Source organism: Pseudoalteromonas sp. DL-6 (assembly GCF_004328665.1).
In the GTDB taxonomy this organism is placed as follows: domain Bacteria; phylum Pseudomonadota; class Gammaproteobacteria; order Enterobacterales; family Alteromonadaceae; genus Pseudoalteromonas.
Genome location: NZ_CP019770.1, coordinates 909,252 through 929,248 on the forward strand (window position 1 = coordinate 909,252; position 19,997 = coordinate 929,248).

The 19,997-nt window shown below is 41.6% G+C and carries 21 protein-coding genes; 16 read left to right on the forward strand and 5 right to left on the reverse strand.

What is annotated here, in order from left to right; all coding sequences use genetic code 11:
* Nucleotides 1–225 precede the first annotated feature (225 nt).
* The 5 genes from metA to B1F84_RS04235 all read left to right on the forward strand — a co-directional run bounded on the left by metA (nucleotide 226) and on the right by B1F84_RS04235 (nucleotide 6,747).
* Nucleotides 226–1,173: a homoserine O-succinyltransferase gene (gene metA / locus B1F84_RS04210; RefSeq protein ID WP_008111930.1), complete on the forward strand. Its 948-nt coding sequence runs from the start codon at nucleotides 226–228 to the stop codon at nucleotides 1,171–1,173.
* Nucleotides 1,163–2,233 carry a homocysteine S-methyltransferase family protein gene (locus tag B1F84_RS04215; RefSeq protein ID WP_131690660.1) on the forward strand — a complete coding sequence of 357 codons (1,071 nt, stop codon included), beginning with the start codon at nucleotides 1,163–1,165 and terminating at the stop codon, nucleotides 2,231–2,233. The genes metA and B1F84_RS04215 overlap by 11 nt, the downstream gene beginning before the upstream one ends.
* A 10-nt stretch (nucleotides 2,234–2,243) precedes the next feature.
* Nucleotides 2,244–4,874 carry a methionine synthase gene (metH, locus tag B1F84_RS04220; protein WP_131690661.1) on the forward strand — a complete coding sequence of 877 codons (2,631 nt, stop codon included), beginning with the start codon at nucleotides 2,244–2,246 and terminating at the stop codon, nucleotides 4,872–4,874.
* Nucleotides 4,875–5,435: 561 nt separating this feature from the next.
* Nucleotides 5,436–6,131 (forward strand): aspartate/glutamate racemase family protein, encoded by a 696-nt coding sequence (locus B1F84_RS04230; RefSeq protein ID WP_131690663.1) that lies wholly within the window; start codon nucleotides 5,436–5,438, stop codon nucleotides 6,129–6,131.
* 85 nt (nucleotides 6,132–6,216) lie between these two features.
* On the forward strand, nucleotides 6,217–6,747 hold the full coding sequence (locus tag B1F84_RS04235; protein ID WP_131690664.1) for an ankyrin repeat domain-containing protein: 531 nt from the start codon (nucleotides 6,217–6,219) through the stop codon (nucleotides 6,745–6,747).
* A gap of 110 nt (nucleotides 6,748–6,857) precedes the next feature.
* On the opposite strand, the gene B1F84_RS04240 is transcribed toward B1F84_RS04235, so the two are convergent.
* From B1F84_RS04240 to flgA, 5 genes are all read right to left on the reverse strand, one after another.
* Entirely contained in the window at nucleotides 6,858–7,055 is a 198-nt protein-coding gene (locus tag B1F84_RS04240) for a CsbD family protein (protein ID WP_008111942.1), read from the reverse strand.
* A 336-nt stretch (nucleotides 7,056–7,391) separates the two neighbouring features.
* The gene (locus tag B1F84_RS04245) at nucleotides 7,392–8,909 is read right to left on the reverse strand and encodes a DUF3360 family protein (RefSeq protein WP_008464416.1); all 1,518 of its coding nucleotides are present in this window, start codon (nucleotides 8,907–8,909) and stop codon (nucleotides 7,392–7,394) included.
* Between the two features lie 507 nt (nucleotides 8,910–9,416).
* Nucleotides 9,417–9,839, reverse strand: a complete 423-nt coding sequence (gene flgN, locus B1F84_RS04250; protein WP_131690665.1) for a flagellar export chaperone FlgN — start codon at nucleotides 9,837–9,839, stop codon at nucleotides 9,417–9,419.
* Nucleotides 9,836–10,126 (reverse strand): flagellar biosynthesis anti-sigma factor FlgM, encoded by a 291-nt coding sequence (gene flgM / locus B1F84_RS04255; protein ID WP_131690666.1) that lies wholly within the window; start codon nucleotides 10,124–10,126, stop codon nucleotides 9,836–9,838. The genes flgN and flgM overlap by 4 nt, the downstream gene beginning before the upstream one ends.
* Before the next feature lie 93 nt (nucleotides 10,127–10,219).
* A complete protein-coding gene (flgA, locus tag B1F84_RS04260; RefSeq protein ID WP_131690667.1) occupies nucleotides 10,220–10,981 on the reverse strand; it encodes a flagellar basal body P-ring formation chaperone FlgA in 762 nt (253 codons plus the stop codon).
* A gap of 59 nt (nucleotides 10,982–11,040) precedes the next feature.
* On the opposite strand from flgA, the gene flgB reads away from it, so the two are divergent.
* Genes flgB through flgL form a run of 11 tightly spaced genes read left to right on the forward strand, consistent with a single transcriptional unit; the run spans nucleotide 11,041 to nucleotide 19,972 of the window.
* Nucleotides 11,041–11,460, forward strand: a complete 420-nt coding sequence (gene flgB, locus B1F84_RS04265; RefSeq protein ID WP_010391142.1) for a flagellar basal body rod protein FlgB — start codon at nucleotides 11,041–11,043, stop codon at nucleotides 11,458–11,460.
* On the forward strand, nucleotides 11,460–11,876 hold the full coding sequence (gene flgC / locus B1F84_RS04270) for a flagellar basal body rod protein FlgC (protein ID WP_010391144.1): 417 nt from the start codon (nucleotides 11,460–11,462) through the stop codon (nucleotides 11,874–11,876). The genes flgB and flgC overlap by 1 nt, the downstream gene beginning before the upstream one ends.
* 4 nt (nucleotides 11,877–11,880) lie before the next feature.
* Complete coding sequence (locus B1F84_RS04275) at nucleotides 11,881–12,534, forward strand: flagellar hook capping FlgD N-terminal domain-containing protein (protein WP_131690668.1); 654 nt, start codon at nucleotides 11,881–11,883, stop codon at nucleotides 12,532–12,534.
* Between the two features lie 18 nt (nucleotides 12,535–12,552).
* Complete coding sequence (locus tag B1F84_RS04280; RefSeq protein WP_010391149.1) at nucleotides 12,553–13,881, forward strand: flagellar hook-basal body complex protein; 1,329 nt, start codon at nucleotides 12,553–12,555, stop codon at nucleotides 13,879–13,881.
* A gap of 11 nt (nucleotides 13,882–13,892) precedes the next feature.
* Complete coding sequence (gene flgF, locus B1F84_RS04285) at nucleotides 13,893–14,624, forward strand: flagellar basal body rod protein FlgF (RefSeq protein WP_131690669.1); 732 nt, start codon at nucleotides 13,893–13,895, stop codon at nucleotides 14,622–14,624.
* 14 nt (nucleotides 14,625–14,638) lie between these two features.
* Nucleotides 14,639–15,424: a flagellar basal-body rod protein FlgG gene (gene flgG, locus B1F84_RS04290; protein WP_010391154.1), complete on the forward strand. Its 786-nt coding sequence runs from the start codon at nucleotides 14,639–14,641 to the stop codon at nucleotides 15,422–15,424.
* Nucleotides 15,425–15,426: 2 nt separating this feature from the next.
* Nucleotides 15,427–16,149, forward strand: coding sequence for a flagellar basal body L-ring protein FlgH (locus B1F84_RS04295; protein ID WP_013464383.1), 723 nt, complete (start codon nucleotides 15,427–15,429; stop codon nucleotides 16,147–16,149).
* A gap of 18 nt (nucleotides 16,150–16,167) precedes the next feature.
* A complete protein-coding gene (locus B1F84_RS04300; RefSeq protein WP_010391158.1) occupies nucleotides 16,168–17,277 on the forward strand; it encodes a flagellar basal body P-ring protein FlgI in 1,110 nt (369 codons plus the stop codon).
* 11 nt (nucleotides 17,278–17,288) lie between these two features.
* Nucleotides 17,289–17,750 carry a rod-binding protein gene (locus B1F84_RS04305; protein WP_131690670.1) on the forward strand — a complete coding sequence of 154 codons (462 nt, stop codon included), beginning with the start codon at nucleotides 17,289–17,291 and terminating at the stop codon, nucleotides 17,748–17,750.
* Between the two features lie 6 nt (nucleotides 17,751–17,756).
* Nucleotides 17,757–19,064 (forward strand): flagellar hook-associated protein FlgK, encoded by a 1,308-nt coding sequence (gene flgK / locus B1F84_RS04310; protein WP_131690671.1) that lies wholly within the window; start codon nucleotides 17,757–17,759, stop codon nucleotides 19,062–19,064.
* Between the two features lie 11 nt (nucleotides 19,065–19,075).
* A complete protein-coding gene (gene flgL, locus B1F84_RS04315; RefSeq protein ID WP_131690672.1) occupies nucleotides 19,076–19,972 on the forward strand; it encodes a flagellar hook-associated protein FlgL in 897 nt (298 codons plus the stop codon).
* Nucleotides 19,973–19,997: the final 25 nt, after the last annotated feature.

Consider the following 19,997-nt stretch of genomic DNA (forward strand, 5'->3'; position numbering starts at 1 on the left):
GGAAGAAGCCTTCAAATAATAATAAAAATTTCAATGCTGTATTGTAGTGGCTCACAGGTGAAACAGTCAACGAATGGCACTGTTTTAAAGTACATATTCAATTTATACAAACCGCGTGAATAAATTTCATTTAGACATCTATACATCTAGAGGTTGATATTTTTGGCGTTGTGTTCATAATGAGAGCGTATTAACTCTCGGTTTTTATGAGCAGGAGCTTTAAGAATGCCAATTACAGTAGAAGACGAATTGCCAGCTATTGCACGTTTACGTCATGAAAACGTGTTTGTAATGCCAAAAACGCGTGCAAAGACCCAAGAAATACGCCCTATGCGTTTGGCTATTCTTAATCTTATGCCTAATAAAGTAGAAACCGAAGTACAGTTTATTCGCTTGTTGGCTAACTCTCCGCTGCAAGTAAATGTTGAGCTATTGCGCCTTGATACGCACCGCAGCAGTAGCAACTCAGAGCAACACTTAGATACTTTTTATCGTTATTTCTCAGAAGTAAAAAACAACAACTACGATGCACTGTTAATTACCGGTGCACCGCTCGCGCATTTAGAGTATGAAGAAGTAGCTTACTGGGAAGAGCTCAAAGTAATTATTGATTGGGCCGAGCAACATGTAACTTCTACCTTGTTTTCGTGCTGGGCTGCCCATGCAGCTTTATACCACCGTTATAATTTAAAGCGCGATTTAAAAGACAATAAACTTTGCGGAGTGTTTACCCATCAATGCTATTTTGCCCATGGTGCACTTACCCGCGGCTTTGATGATACCTTTTTAGTCCCCCACTCACGCTATGGCCACATAGATATTAATAAAATAAACGCCTGTGAAGAGCTGGTGGTATTAGCGGGCTCTGAACGAGTAGGGGCGTATTTACTTAAAAATAAATCGGGCAGCCAAGTGTTTATTACCGGCCACCCCGAATACGATGCCGACAGTTTAAAAGCCGAATATGAGCGCGATTTACAAAAAAGCCCCGATGCGCCAAAGCCCGAAAACTATTTTCCTGATGACGATGCCAGCAAACAACCGTCTAAAACATGGCAAAGCCACGCGTTTTTACTGTTTTCAAACTGGTTAAATTATTACGTTTACCAAACCACACCCTATGATATTAACTTAGTTAGCCAAGACGTAAGGACTAACAACTATGCCGAATAATTCTCAAAACAATAAGCATGAACAGCTGAGCACTGCGCTCAAACAGCGCATTTTAATTTTAGATGGTGCAATGGGAACCATGATCCAAGCGCATAAGCTTGAAGAGCAAGATTACCGGGGTGAACGTTTTAAAGATTGGCACGTGCTTATTAAAGGTAATAACGATTTATTAAGCCTAACCAAGCCTGAAATTATTACTGATATACACCGCAGTTTTTTAGCCGCCGGTGCCGATATTATCGAAACTAACACCTTTAACTCGACCACTATTTCGATGGAAGATTACGACATGGCGAGTATAAGCCGTGAAGTTAATTTAGAGTCAGCTAAGTTAGCCCGTGCTGTATGTGATGAATTTAGCGCTAAAACCCCAGAAAAACCGCGCTATGTAGCGGGTGTTTTAGGGCCAACATCTAAAACCTGTTCGTTATCGCCGGATGTAAACGACCCGGGCTATCGTAATATCACCTTTGATAAGTTAGTGACTGCGTATGTGGAGTCGACCCTTGCGCTTATGGAGGGCGGTGTAGATATTATTTTAATCGAAACCATATTCGACACGCTTAATGCAAAAGCCGCCTCATTCGCGGTAGAAGAGGCGTTTGAACAAGCAGGGCGTAAATTACCAGTAATGATATCAGGCACTATTACCGACGCCTCAGGCCGCACGCTTTCAGGGCAAACCACCGAAGCATTTTATAACTCTATTCGCCATATTAAGCCGCTTTCAATTGGCTTAAATTGCGCTCTTGGGCCAGATTTACTTCGCCAATACGTTGAAGAGCTATCACGCGTGTGCGAAACCTTTGTTTCTGTTCACCCTAACGCGGGCTTACCCAATGAGTTTGGAGAATACGATTTAGAAGCAGGCGACATGGCAAAAGAGATCATAGATTGGGGTAAATCGGGCTTTATTAATATTGTTGGCGGTTGCTGCGGCACTACGCCTGCGCACATTCGCGCTTTTGCCAAAGGGCTTGAAGGGGTAAAGCCTCGCGCATTACCAGAGCTTGAAGTACGCATGCGTTTATCAGGCCTAGAAGCCTGTAACTTAAATTAAGGAGCCGCCAATGACCCAACAAATTGCAGTATTTACCAATGTCGGCGAGCGTACTAACGTAACTGGCTCGGCGATGTTTAAACGTTTGATCATGGAAGAAGACTACGAGACCGCCCTTAATGTAGCCCGCGAACAAGTAGAAAATGGCGCACAGGTTATTGATATCAACATGGACGAAGCCATGCTGGACTCAAAAGCCGCCATGGTTAAGTTTTTAAACTTAATTGCCTCAGAGCCTGATATTTCTAAAGTACCTATAATGGTCGACTCCTCTAAATGGGAAGTTATCGAAGCAGGCTTAAAGTGTATTCAAGGCAAGGCCATTGTTAACTCCATTTCACTCAAAGAGGGTGAAGAGCCGTTTATTCGCCAAGCTAAAATTATAAAACGCTTTGGCGCCGCCGCTGTTGTGATGGCGTTTGATACCGAGGGCCAAGCCGATACCGCCGATCGTAAGTTTGAAATATGTGAGCGCAGCTACCGTATTTTGGTCGACGAAATTGGCTTTCCGCCAGAAGACATTATATTCGACCCCAACATATTTGCCGTTGCCACCGGCATAGAAGAGCACGACAACTACGCCGTAGAATTTATTGAAGGCACCCGCCGCATTAAGCAAAACTTACCCCATTGTAAAGTGTCGGGTGGGGTGTCAAACGTATCGTTTTCATTCAGAGGTAATAACCCGGTACGCGAAGCGATTCACTCGGTATTTTTATACCATGCTATAAAAGCGGGCATGGATATGGGCATAGTAAACGCAGGGCAACTTGCGGTTTACGACGACATCCCCGAAGAACTCCGTAAAGCCGTAGAAGATGTAATTCTTAATACCGACCCAGGTGCGGGCGAGCGCCTTGTTGAACTTGCACCTAAATATTCAGGCATGGCACAAGCTGAGCGGGTAGAAGATTTAGAATGGCGCACTTGGCCGGTTGAAAAACGCCTAGAGCATGCCCTTGTAAAAGGTATAACCACCTTTATAGATGAAGATACAGAAGAGTGCCGTGCTGGCGCCGATAAACCTATTCACGTGATTGAAGGGCCACTCATGGACGGCATGAACGTAGTAGGAGATTTATTTGGTGCCGGTAAAATGTTTTTACCTCAAGTTGTTAAATCGGCTCGGGTAATGAAACGCGCGGTCGCCTACCTTGACCCATTCATTGAAGCCGAAAAAGAAGAGGGCGCGACCAACGGTAAAATTGTTATGGCTACCGTAAAAGGTGACGTGCACGATATAGGTAAAAACATTGTAGGCGTAGTACTGCAATGTAATAACTACGAAGTAATCGACTTAGGCGTAATGGTACCTGCCGAAAAAATACTGCAAACAGCAATTGACGAAAAAGCCGATATTATAGGCCTTTCGGGCTTAATTACCCCATCGCTTGATGAAATGGTACATGTTGCCAAAGAAATGAAGCGTCGTGGCTTTGAGCTGCCGCTAATGATTGGCGGGGCAACCACCTCAAAAGCGCATACCGCAGTAAAAATAGAGCCGCAGTACGACAAAGGCGTGGTGTATGTAAATAATGCCAGCCGCGCCGTGGGTGTGGTGTCTAATTTATTATCAAAAGAGCATAAAGCAGAGTTTTTAGCTAAAACCACCGCCGAATACGACAAAGTACGCGAACAACAAGCACGCAAAAAGCCGCGCTCAAAACCAGTTACCATACAGCGCGCCCGCGATAATGCTGCAAAGCTCGATTGGGATAACTACACCCCACCCGTGCCGAAAAAGCTGGGTGTGACCGAGTTTAAAAATGTATCAATCGCGACTCTACGCAAATACATAGACTGGACGCCGTACTTTATGACCTGGTCAATCGCCGGTAAATATCCGCGCATAATGACCGACGAAGTAGTGGGTGAACAAGCACAAAGCTTGTTTAAAGACGCCAACGACATGCTCGATGAGCTTGAAAAGTCAGGCACTTTGCAGCCATTAGGTGTTATTGGTTTATTCCCAGCTAACCGTGTGGGCGATGATATAGAAATTTACACCGACGAAACGCGAAAAGAGCTATTAACTACCTCATGCCATTTACGTCAGCAAACCGAAAAAACCGACTTTGCTAACTACTGCCTAGCCGATTACATTGCGCCAAAAGGCACACCCGATTACTTTGGTGCGTTTGCGGTAACAGGCGGTTTAGAAGAGGACGACCTCGCCAATGCGTTCGATGCCAAGCAAGACGACTATAATAAAATAATGGTAAAAGCCGTAGCCGACAGACTCGCTGAGGCGTTTGCAGAATACTTGCACGAACAAGTGCGTAAAGAGTATTGGGGTTATGCACCGGATGAAAACCTGGGTAACGATGAGCTAATCCGCGAAAATTACCAAGGTATTCGTCCAGCACCGGGTTACCCAGCGTGCCCAGAGCACACCGAGAAAAAGAAAATTTGGCAACTACTCGATACCGAAAAACGCATAGGTATGCAGCTCACCAGCTCATACGCCATGTGGCCAGGGGCTGCGGTATCAGGTTGGTACTTTTCACACCCACAAGCTAAATACTACGCGGTAGCGGCAGTACAACGTGACCAAGTAGAGGATTACGCCAAGCGAACCAACATGACGCTCGCAGAAGCCGAAAGGTGGTTATCGCCTAACTTGGGGTATGATCCAGAATAAAAGAGCAGTGGTCAGTTTTTAGCTGTCAGCTATCAGTAAAAACAAAACGAGCCTAATTAGGCTCGTTTTTCTATTCTAGGAACTTGGTAGTTTACAAATAGTTTGTTTAGTGAAATATTAATCGATTTATAAACTCCCGTGCTAGGGGGGGAACTAACCACAATAATTACACTGGTTAAGCTATTAGTCTTTTTTAAAAAAGGATTTACATGAAGAAAAAAACTTCAAACTTAGTTGTTATATTTTTATCTGCATTCATTACATCGTTTGTTAGTCGCTATTTAACTGACTCAATAATAAACCTAAAAGATCTACCTTTTTATTTGGAGTTTTTACTTTTCCTAGCTATTTATTTAATAATTTATTTCCCACTAAATTGTGTATTCGAAAAATTCGTTGTTAAGTCAACACCTGATAGTTAGCAAAACAGCAAGGCAGAATAAAATATAATGAGTCAGGGGTTCGCTATACAAGACTTTACAGGTATTTTAGCTTATTGTTTTGTCGCATAGCTGTGTAGCAATTGGCTTGCTCTTAACCACTTTTAAACAAGGCAGTTTTATGAAAACAATCGGTATGTTAGGGGGCATGAGTTGGGAGTCAACAACCAGCTATTACAAAGCTTTAAACGTAGGCGTTAAAAACTCATTGGGTGGACTACATAGTGCCAAAATTTGCATGGTGAGTGTTGATTTTGCGGAAATTGAAACGCTACAGCATCAAGGTGATTGGCAACAAACAGCTAAGTTACTCACCGAGGCGGCTAAATCTGTAGAGGCTGGTGGTGCCGACTTTTTGCTTATTTGTACCAACACTATGCATAAAGTGGCCGATGAGATTGCCAGTAATATTACCATTCCTATTTTACATATTGCTGATGCCACCGCAGAGCAACTAAAACTCGATAATATTTCGCAAGTAGGGTTGTTGGGCACGCAATTTACAATGGAGCAAAACTTTTACAAAGAGCGTTTAACCGATAAGCATAACATTGAGGTATTAATACCTCAGCCTAATGAGCGAAAGCGAGTGCACGAGGTTATTTATTCGCAGTTATGCCAAGGGATTATTGATGACGATTCGCGAGCTGATTATATACGTATTATAGAGCGCTTATTTGCACAAGGCGCACAGGCCATTATTTTAGGCTGTACTGAAATCGCCTTGTTGGTAAAGCCACAACATACGCAGGTCCCGCTTTACGATACTACCAAAATACATGCCGAAGCAGCAGTAAAACTAGCGCTGGCTAAATAAATAAGGTTGAGCTTAATTCTGTAAATAATTACTTCGTTATGCTTGCATACACCGATGCTAATAGTTTAGGAATCTGGGGGTAGAGGTGAAAAAGCTTACTATTTATTTGTTACTTTTATTATCTGTTGGATATTCTGCAGTTGCTTTATATTCGCTTATTAATAGTGATATTGAAGATGTTATTATTTGCAGCGCTGATGAGAATACTCATTACATCCGAAGTGACGCTTGTGAATATTACTTACTTAATTATAGAGCAGATAAGAGTGATATTGAATCACTTGAATCAGGCGCTGGTCTAGCATTTTTATTTGAAATTAAAGATATAGATAAGCGCGATGCTTATATCGAATACTTTATTTCTAAAGGAATCAAAGTAAATACGTTAAATCACATAGATGGTTTATCACCTCTACACTCGGCTATTTTGCTTAATGACTTTGGTTTAGTGCAACTTTTAATGGATAAAGGCGCGAGTATTACTATTAAAGAAAAATCACATGGGCTTACACCTTTAGAGTTTATTCATAAACTGAGTGAAAAAAATGCTCAGATAGATAGGCAGCTGATATCTGAACTTTTGACGTCGATTTCAAATAATAAACAGGCTGGTTAATTCAAAGAATTACCGAATATGTTAAATCTAGTGATTCTATTATTTACCAACAAAAAAACCGCCAAATGGCGGTTTTTTATTAGCAAGTAAAGCTGTTAACACGCTTTATATTAATGACCTTTCTCAAAGTCATTTACTTCGCGCTCGGCTTCATCTTTGGATTTACCGTATTTTTGCTGAATTTTACCAACAAGCTCGGTACGGCTACCTTCAATTTTATCTAAATCATCGTTGGTAAGATCGCCCCATTTTTGCTGCGCTTTACCTTTAAGTTCTTTCCAATTTCCTTCGATACGATCGCTATTCATAATTAGCTCCTTATTAAAAGTGATGATTTTTCATTTTAAAAGCGTTACTAATAAAATAATTTTTAACGTTCACTTATAAAGTTGCAAAGGCTACACCAGAAAGTAAAACGCTTAATTTTATTTATATATCAACTAGTTGTGGTTTTTTGATGCGTAGAGTTTTTTAGCCGGTGGCGAGCTTTATAAAAATTCTGCAGGGTGGCTTGTAATTATTGCAGGGACTTTTACTTCAGGGGCTGTTACTTCAGGGGGGATTATTGCAAGTACACTGTGCTGGTTTTTATAAGTACAAAAAAAGCGAGCTATTAAAGCTCGCTTTGGTGTTTAATAAAGGAATTAATGTCTAAAGCTTGGCATTAGCGCAGGAATGCCAGGTAGCATACCTACCAGTGCCATTACACCGGTTAATAGCACAAACATTATAAGTGGGATGACCCAGCGACTCATTCGCGATAAATCAGCACTTCTTTCTTTACAGCCAATAAGGCCTAAGTTATCAAGTAGCATAGTTAATGACCAACCAAATGCTGGGTTTACTAGGCTTGATGCAAACACCACAATAGCTGCCGACTGCGTGGTTTTACCTTCACGGGTCATTTCCATACCCGCTTCAAGTAGTGGAATAAACACCCCTACAATTAAGGCAACACATAATACTGGCTGCCAAATAGCTAAGTCCATTGGATAGCCCCAAACACCGGCGATAATACAAAATAACGCAGTTAAAATAGCGCCTGCAGGAATAGGGCGTTTTGCAATAGCAGCAGGAACAATGTAAGTGCCCCAAGATGACGCAAAGTTAGCACCGCCTAATAGCGAGCCAAAGGTTTGTCTTGTTGATGCGCTAAGCATGGTATCGTCAATATTCATTTGTACTTTTTCAGTACGCTCTGGGTAACTAATTTTTTGAAATACTTGATGGCCTAAAAAGTCAGGCGACCACATAGCAACAGCTAAAACTGCAAAAGGAAGTACAACCACAAAGCTTTCTGCTGTTGGTAAGCCAAGCATCCAACCAGTGTTTTCGCCCCACCAGTACATAGGGTTCATGTTTGGTAAGCCCGGTGCAGTATGAAACTCAAATGGTGCACCCAATGCAAAAGCAGTAAAACCACCAATTAAACAGCTCAGTGGCACGGCTAACCAGCGTTTTTTGTAATGCTCCAATAAAGCATAAAGTAAAATTGTGGCTAAGATTACGATAAAGGCAATATGGGTCATTTGAATTTCTTCAGCCCATGCAAATAGTTTTTTAACCTGAGAAATGGTACCCACAAAGCCTAAATAGAGGAGTAGGCCACCACATACCCCTTTACTGGTGAGCTTGGCCATGAGACTGCCGCCTTTACTGAATGCTAATATCAATCCAAAGGCACCTATGAGCAAGCCAAAGGCCATCGGGTGTCCGCCTGCGGCAACCACAATAGGAATTAATGGAATGAGTGGGCCATGGGTACCCGCTAAGTTAGCGGTCGGTAAAATAAAGCCCGAAAATAATAAAATAAATAACGAAACAATTAACAGCTCGTAGCGTACGTTTTCAAGTACAAAGCCATCACTCAACCCCAAAGGGCCTGCAAACGTGGCAGCAATGGCTGCAACCATCACTACTTTACCTATGGTAGCGGCCATCGCTGGAATGGTGTCTTCAAATTCAAAACGATAATCTCTAAACGGTAAATTTGGACGCCAGCGTTTTGGCTGCATAATTTGCAGTTCGTGCTCTAGATAAGCGTCGCGGCTTTCAAACTCAGAGCTGGGTTTATGAAGATTTTCATAGCTATCGGACACGGTTTGAGTATCCGCTCCTGGTATAGCATCAGATGAATTATCATCTAGCGGCTTGGTGGTCATGACTTCTCCTGCAACTTAGTTGCTAACTCAAAATAAAAATACAGCTTTTACAAAGCAAATGAACGTTGAGTGCGCAGGGTAAAACAGCTTGCTACAGATTGTAATTAGGCAAAAGGTCGTGCATAGCCCAGTTTAACGCTTTGTAAGTGTTAACAAAAATAGCAAAGGGATGTGTTGTAACTGGCTTGTTAAATTTAAAAGGTCTTTAAATTCAGTGGTTTATTGTTTTGTTTTTACAGTGTGATCTTGTCATGCAGAATAGCGAAAAGGTCATAAAATCAGCAGATTCAGCAGCAATTATTCTTTAGTCTAATAAAGGTGACGTTAGCCGCTATTTGCTTATTATAAATACAATTAGCCGCAAAGTTGCACAAAAGCTAATAATACTAAGTTATAGCGGAACAACTATCTTTGGACTCAAGATAGGGTTTTAAAAGGTAATAATAGGAGTAAAGTAAAAATATAGCGCAAAGTGACTAAACAAGGAAAAGCCTTTATGTAACGTATTTATAAAGGCATTTCTGGGTAAGCTTGTTTGTTTTCACCGCCAGTTAAGCGCTGTAATAACCGACGTTGGCTTGAGAGTAATTGCCCTGAGCGTTCATTCATTATTTTGCAGGTTTTAGTTTTTAGCTCAAGCTGATGCAATAGCTTCGTAGTAAGGGTGTTTATATCAACAGGTAGAAGCGCGGTTAATTGTGCTAAACCTTCTTTGCCACCTTGCAAGCCTAAACTCACCAAAAAGCCATCGCGCTGGTTGTGCGATTCATTTAAGCTTTCTAAAAAGCCGAGCATTTTTTTATTGTGCGTTTCTAGCTGCACATCACGTTGGCTTAGCAATTCGTATTGCGTTTCAAGTAATTCAATTAACGCGTCTAGCTTGGTAATGTCTTGTTGCAGACTTACAATATACTCTTTTACAGTTTTCATTTTTTATGAAGTTCAACCATAGCGTTAACGGTCTCATCAATATTAATTTTAAATTCACCACTGGCAATTGCCGCTTTCATCATGGCTACTTTATCCATATCAACGTCTGGCTTTGCAGCTAAATCTTGAAATGTTGAGTCTATTGATTTACTTAATGCACTCACTGAGTTTGCTTGCTCTTGTTTAGTCGCTACAGGTTGTTGCTCTGGTTTTGCATCCAGTGAAGAACGCTGGTTTGTTTTTTGGCTTTGTTCAACCGCAGTGGTTGTTATTGCACTTATATTCATTGTTTATTACCTAATTCGTTTATCGAATTTATATTGCTTAGTTTATATCAGCGACCAAGTACAAGCATTACTTAACTTTTATTTCGACATTTTTTAAAGTGCCGCCTCTGCCACACCTTGCGCAATTACTCTGCCTTGAACTACTTTTTTTGATGATAAATTTTTTACATTTATAACCTCACCAAGCTGGCCATCTTCAAGAGCAATGGCTTTAACATTAGCAGAGAAAGTAGCGGTATTTACTTGCAGTGAAATATGCTCATTTTTATTGATTAAATACTGCTTTTCAAGGTATCTATTTGAGATCACCGTGCCTTTATCAATCTCGCGTTTAACGGTGAGTCCAACTAGCTGATCAATACCGGTTTCGCCTTGATGGCGGTGCTTGCCTAAATCCACGCTTTTATATTCTAAGTCTTGCTTATTAAGCACTTTACCTCGGTTTAAAGTGTGTTTTGCTGCCACTAGGTTTATCCACACACTTACTTTGGCACTGGCTCTAAAACGCCAAGCAGGCGATGGGCAAGATACAGAAATACTCACTCTGCCTGCAGGTGGCGTGTGATTTTGTGAGCGAGTGATTTGCAATTCATCACAGCTTAAATTTTCGCTGCCTTTAGGAATAAATAATTCTATATCTTGTCGCTGACTTTGCGAATTAACCGAGCGCAAATAGCTCTTAATTTCAGTGTGCAAAAACTGCCGAATTTCTTTATCAAAATTAATGGGGATGGCCATAGCATGAGCTGGCAGAAGTCCAATAGTTAAAAGCAAGCGGAAAAGCCAACGCTTCCCTTGGGGAAGTTTAGCTTCCGTGTGTTGGGCTGTTTTTTGCTCTTTTTTTATGTAAGTCATTGAAAAAATATACTTTTAAAAGTTGGCATAAAGGTTGTTATACACAAGGTAGAAAGTGTATGCGAAGCGCGAAAGCATACAAGAAACAAAAATTAGAGGCAACAATGGAACTATTTGATAAAGCGTTAGGTGTTCATCCTTTTTCAATGAAATTAAGGTTAGACAGAGCAGAAGTCATTGCCAGTAACTTGGCTAATGTTGACACGCCTGGGTTTAAATCTCGAGATGTAGATTACCGTCAAATTATGCAAAGTGTTTCATCCAGTTTTTCGCAAAACAGAGATGTTGATTTTGCTGGTGTACAAACGGATGAACTTAAATATCGCGTTCCTTATCAACCATCAAGTGATGGCAACACTGTTGAGTTAAATATTGAGCAAGCAAAATTTGCCAGCAACAGTATGGATTTTCAAACCAGTTTGACCTTCTTAAATATGAAAATAAATGGCTTACATAAAGTTATTTCAGGGAAATCATAATGTCTTTTAATTCAATTTATGACGCTAGCGGCAGCGCCATGCGCGCTCAAGTTATTCGCCTCGATACCATTGCATCTAACCTAGCCAATGCCGATACCGCAGCCGGTTCAGAAGCCGACGCTTACAAGGCACTTAAACCAGTATTTTCTGCTTTGTACAAACAAACACAAGACAGCCAATCAATTTCAGCCTCGGTTGATGTATTAGGGATCACTGAGTCAAATCGTGCGGTAGAGCAGCGCTACGAGCCAAATAACCCAATTGCTAACAACGATGGTTATGTATTTTACTCCAACGTAAATGCACTTGAAGAAATGGCCGACATGATGTCTGCAAGTCGTAGCTACCAAACATCTGTTGAAGTTATGGGGCGTGTAAATAGCATGCAGCAAAGCATTCTTAAGTTAGGACAATAATTTTATGCAAGTTAATTCAGCCGTTCCAAGCGCAGCCGACGGGGCAAAAAACACTACGAATATTGCCGGTAATAGCTCAGCAGATGAAATGTCGACCATGTTTTTAGAGTTACTTGTTGCGCAAATTAGTAATCAAAATCCATTACAACCTATGGACGGCACTCAGTATGTGAGCCAGCTTGCGGAGTTTTCTAATGTTGAGTCATTACAAAGTATTCGCCAAAACACCGCCGATGGTTTGGATTATGTGAGCAGCTTAGCGGTGCTTGAAGCCACTAATATGGTTGGTCAAACGGTTGATGTGCAAGCAAGCAGTATTGCCCTTGAACAAGATGGCAGTGTCTCTGGCATGGTTAATTTAGGGGAACCCGCAGACTCTGTCACTGTGCAACTTTATAACCAACAGGGTGAATTAGTTGAAGAAAAACAACTGCCTTATTCTGGAGTTGGTTCGCTGCGTTTTGAATTTGAAAACCAAGAAGCCGGTGCGTATGCAGTGAGAGCGTATGCCACTACTGAAGAGGTACCAAAGCAGCTTGATACTTGGCTAAGTGGTGAGGTTGAGCGTGTTTCTGTAGGTAAATCGTTAGAAGATATTTTATTGCAAGTCGATGGTTTGGGTAATTTTGGTATCACTGAAATTAATCAAGTGGCATAAATAAGAGGAATAAATAATATGTCTATGTTCAATATAGGATTAAGTGGTCTTAAAAGTACCCAAACAGGATTAGAAGTAACCAGTAATAATATTGCTAACTCGGGTACTGCTGGTTATAAAAATAACACCGCAGAATTTGCCGCAGTGTATAACGGCAGTCAACGCGGCGGCGTTAAAGTTGCCAATGTTAAAGAAGATTTTGTCACCGGTGGTGAAATTGTGCGCACCGGTAATGCGCTGGATATTGCTATTGATGGCCAAGGTTTTTTTGCCATATCAGAAAACGGCCGTACGGCTTACACCCAAGCAGGCCAGTTTCAGTTAGATAACGACTTAAATATTGTTAATGCCAACGGCGGCAAACTGCAAGGTTTTGGCGTGTCTCAGGTTGATGGTGGTGATCCGACAATTGTACCGGGTGTATTAACCGATTTAAAAATTGAAGCCTCAAACATAGAAGCACAAGCCAGTACCAATATTAACTTTAACGGTAACTTAAGTTCTTCTAGCGACGTGATTGCTTATCCTACAGCTCCTGCGGTATTTGATCCTAAAGATGGTAGTCAATATAACTTTTCTCAATCTACCGAAGTATTCGACTCCTTAGGTAACAGCCATGTAATGACCCAGTATTTTAACCATACGGGTAGCAACGAATGGCAAGCTATGTTTTTCTTAGATGGTAAACCCCTTACTCAAGCTCAGCTTTCAGCGCTTGGTGCGACGACAGGTACTCAAGCTATTGATGATGGTGCGGGTGGTTCAATTAACGCCGGTACCATTACACTTAACTTTGATACCGATGGCCAAATGGTGCCGTTTTCAGGCGACTTAACGGCGGTTGATTTAGAGGTACCTATTACTTCAACGCCAGGTAATGCAGAAATAACCAGTGGCGCAGCAGCATTAAATATCGCGCTTAAATTCGATGGTACAACGCAGTTTGGTTCAAGTTTCAGTGTTAACGAAAACGATGCCAACGGCTATACCTCAGGGGCGTTTTCTGGTGTAAAAGTTGAAGACGACGGCCGTGTATTTGCAACATTTACTAACGGTGAATCTAAATTACAAGGTCAGGTTGTACTTGCCTCGTTTGCGAATGTTGATGGTTTAGAGCAAGGCAGTAATACCGTGTGGTATCAAACTGAAGAGTCAGGCTCTGCACTTTATGGCGAGCCAGAAAGTGGCTCACTGGGTAAATTACTGTCGGGTTCATTTATGGGCTCAAATGTTGATATTAGTGAACAGCTGGTTGGCTTAATGTCATTTCAACAAAATTACCAAGCAAATGCTAAAACCATCAGCAGTGCTGATGAAATGATGCAAATTTTATTTAGTAACACCTAAGGAAGCTGAGCGTGGAAAAGTTAATTTATACCGCCGTTTCGGGTGCTGAACTTAATAATACCGCCTTACGCGTTGCTGCAAATAACTTAGCAAATGTTAGCACCGTAGGTTTTAAGGCCGACTTAGAGCAAGCGCAATCAATGATGGTACAAGGCGAGGGCTTTCGTACTCGTTACCACGCGCAACTAACACCAGTAACTACTGACTTATCGTCAGGGCCAATCATGGATACTGGCCGTAATCTTGATTTAGCACTGAGCAATGGCGGTTATTTAGAAGTGATGGATGACAATGGCGAACCGGCTTATACCCGCGCGGGTAATTTAGTGGTTGATGCCGATGGCTTTATTACTGTTAATGGCCGACGTGTGCAAGGTGACGGTGGCGATATTCAACTTCCTGAGTTTGGTGATATTGAAATTGGCTCAAACGGTATGATCAACCTAACCCCCATTGGCGGCGGTGTAATTGCAGAAGATGCGCAAATTAAATTAGCCAGTACCGATGCAAACTTAATTAAAGGTGCAGATGGTTTACTCAGAGCTGACGATTTACAGCCTCTTGAGGCCGACGAAACGATCACAGTAAGAACCGGTGCTTTAGAAGGTTCTAATGTGAATGCGGTAGCTGAAATGATCAAAACAATGAATATTAGCCGTCAATTTGAAATGAACGTAAAAATGATGAAGTCTGCTGACGAATTAGCGACCAGCGGCAATAAGCTTATCAGTGGACGTGGGTAAATAGGAAGCCAAACATGAATTCAGCATTATGGGTGAGTAAAACCGGTCTTGCAGCGCAAGATTTAAGAATGACAACAATATCGAATAACCTAGCGAACGTGAGCACTGCCGGTTTTAAAAAAGACAGAGCGGTATTTGAAGATTTATTTTACCAAGTACAAAAACAGCCTGGCGCGCAGGTAGATGAGCTTAATCAGCTGCCGTCTGGGATTCAGGTGGGAACCGGTGTTCGTATTAACGGTACGCAAAAGCAATTTACCGAAGGTAGCTTTGAAACAACTAGCAATCAATTAGATGTAGCCATTGCTGGGCAAGGTTTCTTTCAAATTGAAAGTCCTGATGGCGAGTTATTGTTTACTCGTAACGGCCAGTTTCAGCTTAACTCAGAGTCATTACTGGTAAACAGCAACGGCTTACCTTTGGCGCAAAATATTGCGCTACCAGAGGGCACCACTAAAGTGAGTATTGGCACCGACGGCACCGTTACTGCGGTAGTAGGTAAGGATGCGCAAGCGGTTGAGCTAGGCCAAATGTTAACGGTTAACTTTGCAAATCCTGCAGGCTTACAAAGCTTAGGTGGCAATTTGTACCGCGAAACAGCAGCATCCGGCGAACCTGTTGAGGGGATCCCCGGTGAAGATGCTTTTGGTGGCTTGCAACAATTTACTATTGAAGGCTCAAACGTGAGCGTTGTTGATGAAATGGTAAGCATGATTGCCGTACAGCGCGCTTACGAGATGAACGCTAAAGTGGTCTCTGCGGCAGATGAAATGCTGCGCTTTATAAACCAAAACGTATGATTATGATGAATAAGTTAACATTATTTTTGCTGCTTTTGGGTGTTGCTGGTTGTAGCAATACCCCATCAAAAACTCAAATGGTGGAATGCGAAGTGGTGTATGGGGAAGTGAAATGTCCACAAAACACCACTCAAAAATCAGTTCAAGACTATGAAATAAGCCAAGATGCCTATGCACAGGGTTTGAATCAGCAAGATGGTAGCTTATTTCAAGATAACTATATGTTTTCTTTGTATGCAGATAAACGTGCTTACCGAGTTGGCGATATTTTAACTGTGGTGCTTAACGAGCGCACGCAATCAAGTAAAAGTGCCGATTCGAGTTTAGATAAAAGTACCGACTTGGATGTTTCAGTGCCAGTTGCTGGTGCACTCAATGTAGCTGATTTTAATTTGGGTATAGGCTCGAGTGCCAAGTTTGACGGTGAAAGCAGCGCCAGCCAACAAAACTTCCTGAGTGGCGCTATTACCGTGCGGGTTAATCATGTTTTATCTAATGGGTCGCTGGTTATTAAAGGGCGTAAGCAAATTAAACTTAACCAAGGCGATGAATACATTGAAATTGAAGGGCTAGTTCGCCCTGGCGATATTGATGTAAGTAACCGTGTTTCGTCGCTTCGTATTGCTGAAGCGCAAATAAGCTATACCGGCAAAGGCACATTGGCTGATGCGAATCGTCCAGGTTGGTTTACCACTTTATTTACCCGATTCTTAAACCCGTTCTAAGGGATTACTGAGGTTTTAATGAAATATTTACTATTAATGCTAGTGTGCTTTTTTAGCCTATTAGCGCCTGCAACTGTGACCGCCAAAGCACGTCCATTATTAGATATTGTTGATGTGCTAGGTGTGCGAGAAAACCAACTCGTGGGTTACGGTTTAGTAGTGGGTTTGCCGGGTTCGGGTGATAAAGCCCAAGTGAAATTTGCCGGCCAATCGCTAAGTAATATGCTAAAGCAATTTGGTGTCTCTGTAGATGAAGAGCGATTACCAAAATCAAAAAATATAGCGGCTGTTGCTGTCCATGCTACGTTGCCGCCAATGGGAAGTCCAGGCCAAGCGATTGATGTAACTGTGAACTCATTAGGCGATGCAAAAAGCTTACATGGTGGCAGCTTAATGTTGACCCCGTTAAAAGGGGTTGATGGCAAAGTGTATGCGCTAGCACAAGGTAATTTAGTGGTGGGCGGCATTAATGCTAGCGGTAAAAGTGGCTCCTCGGTGACTGTTAATGTGCCTACTTCAGGGCTTATTCCTAATGGTGCAATTATTGAGCGCAGTGTTATGGCTATGTATGAAAGTCAAAGCGATGTAATTCTTAATTTAAAAGATCCAAATTATCAAACTGCCCGCAATGTTGTACGTGCTATTAACAAAGTATTTGGGCCTGATGTAGCTACTGCTGAAAACTGGGCGCGCTTAGTGGTTAGTGCGCCAAGCGATGCCAATAGTCGCAACACGTTTATGTCGATGCTACAAGATATTACGGTAGAGCAAGGTTCTGAGCGCCCTAAAATTGTATTTAATAGCCGCACAGGTACTGTCGTAATGAACAATACAGTGCGAGTTAATCAGGCTGCGGTTAATCATGGCAACTTAACCATTACCATAAGTGAACAAGAGCAAGTGTCGCAACCAGGGCCGTTTTCAAATGGCCAAACTACGACCACGCAATCAAGTGATATCACAGTAGATCAACAACAAAAAAATATGCTGTTGTGGCCTGAAGGCACCTCATTAGATGAAATTGTAAAAGCGGTAAATGCACTTGGCGCAACGCCAGCCGAGCTTATGTCGATATTAATTGCACTTGATAATGCTGGGGCTCTAGAAGCCGAGCTATTAGTTATTTAAAGGAAATAGCCATGAAAATAGAAGCGTCACCCATATTATCTCAGTCATTAGCGATTGATCCGACCCATCTTGAAAACATTACCGGCAATAGTGAAGCAGGCGTGAAACAGGCAGCAGAGCAGTTTGAAGCCATTTTTTTACAGCTGGTATTAAAAAGTATGGATAGCACCACCAAAACTATGGCCGGTGACAATGGTTTATTTAATAGTAACGAGCAAGCGCAATTTAGAGATATGCATAATGCTCAAACCGCCCAGCATTTAGCGTCAACTCATCAACTGGGTTTAGCCGAAGCGATTGTTAAGCAGTTTGATGAGAAAATTGCCCCCATAGAAAATACATTTAAGAATAACCAAAGCTTGGTCGCTAATGATCAACATAAAGGTGCTGAAAACATTGAACCGCCCCAAAGCTATGATATTTATGCAGGGTCGGCATTTGTTCAGCCATTGAATGCTAATACGATTAGGTAGTTAATTATGTCTATGTTAAATAACGCGTTAAGCGGCCTCAATGCAGCTAATATTGCGCTGACTGTGTCAGGACAAAATGTGGCGAATGCAGCCGTTGAGGGTTATTCGCGTCAGCAAGCTCAATTTAAAACCTCTAATGTATATTTAGGTGGGGTTGAGGTGGCATCTGTTGACCGGGTTGTTGACGCTTTTTTAAATGATGATATTTGGCGTACTAATTCCGATACCAATTTTTATGAAAACAAACAGTCATACCTAGGTTTTATTGAGCAAATCATTGGTACTGATTCACTGAACTTAAATAACTCCCTTGCCAGCTTAACAGATGCACTCAATGCTGCAGCAACCAAGCCTGATTCACAGGCTTTCAGGCAACAGTTTTTATCCTCTGCAGAGGGCTTTATGCAAGATATTGCGCAAATTAATGGCGCTTTGGCAGGACAAGCAACAAAGTTAAATGCACAAATGAGTAATGTGGCGCTTAATGTGTCTTCTATTACTAAGCAAATAGCCGAAATTAACAGCAGTATTGGGTTAGCAACAGCAAACAAGCAGTCAACCGCAGAGTTAAAAGATAATCGAGAACGCCTAGTAAACCAGTTATCAGGGCATATTGGCGTATCTATTGTTGAGCGAGATAATGGCTTTATTGATATTAGTACCTTAAGTGGTGCCCCGCTGGTGGTAGGCAGTAAAGCCGCATCAATCTCGGTAAATGGTACAACAGTAACGAGTAACTTTATTGGTCAAGAATTCACCCTTGATAAAAACGTTGGTGGTCAATTTGGTGGCTTAATTAGCGTTGATAATGATGTAATTAAACCAACCCTTGCAACCTTAAACGACTTAGTTGCTGACCTTGCTGATGATATGAATGGTGCATTACAAAGTGGCTTTGATTTAAATAACGACCCCGGTGAAGCACTGTTTACTTACAACCCACTAAACCCATTAGGGACGATTGATCTTAATCCTGCTATCACCACTGATAAACTTGGTTTTAAAGACAGTAGTACCTCAGGGCCTGGGGATAACTCTAATATTGCTAATATTGTTGCTTCAATGGCAGGAAAAGGCGATAAGTTTACGTTATTAGTAGGAGATCTTGCTATTACCAGTAAGCAAAATTTAAGTAGCATTACCACCGCCACTAATTTAAGTGAAAACGCCATTGCTGCACGCGATAGCTACAGCGGTGTAAACCTTGATGAAGAAGCGGCAAATTTAATGCATTTTCAACAAATGTATAGTGCCAATGCAAAAGTAATTAGCACGGCAGATCAAATGTTTAAATCTTTACTGCAAATGTTTTAAAGGGCAATGTTATGCGAGTTAGTAGTCACCAGTTTCATTTAAATTCAATTAAAAACATTCAAAGTAATACTGAAAACTTTAACGAAAAGTCAATTCAGCTGGCAACCAATAAGCGAATTCTTAAGCCCTCAGATGATCCGCTTGGCACCGTGATGATCATGAACTTAGGTTCAGAAATTAAATCACTAGAGCAATACAAAACCAATATGGATGCGGTTAACTTTTCATTAGGTCAACAAGAAGTACAGCTAACCGGTATTGTTAACCAAATATATTCACTGCAAAGTTTAATTACCACCGCCGCCGATGGCTCAATGGGTGAGGCTGAAATAAAAGCACTCGGCCAAGAAATGAGTGTGGCTTTCCCGGCGATTGTTGATTTACTAAATGCTACCGACAGCGATGGGCAATATTTTTTTTCAGGCAGTAAAACCGATGAAAAACCCTTTCAAATTGATGCCACGGGTAATTATGTTTATGCCGGTGACGATATTGTCAGAGAAGTCGCTGTATCTGACGACTCAAGTGTAAAAAACAATATTGTAGGTAATGATTTAGACCCAGGTGCAAGTTTCTTAAATGCCATGCAAGACTACCTTTTTGATGTAAATAATCCGCCTGCGGGTGGTGTTGGCAATCAATCACGGGTGATGATAGATAAATTGGCTGATTTTTTAGGTACTATTAGTAGCCAAGTGACCACTATAGGCTCTACTATGTCGTCGCTTGATTCTATTACAACGAGTAATCTAGATATCACCACATTTACGGTTAATTTGCAGGACGATTTAAGTGCTGTAGATTATCCTGAAGCGTTTATTTCGATGAATGAGTCTATGGCGGCGTATGAGTCATCGATGCAGGTTTACTCAACGGTAAGTAAACTTTCATTGTTTTCATACATTTAAAATTTTAATACTTTCAGGAACTAAC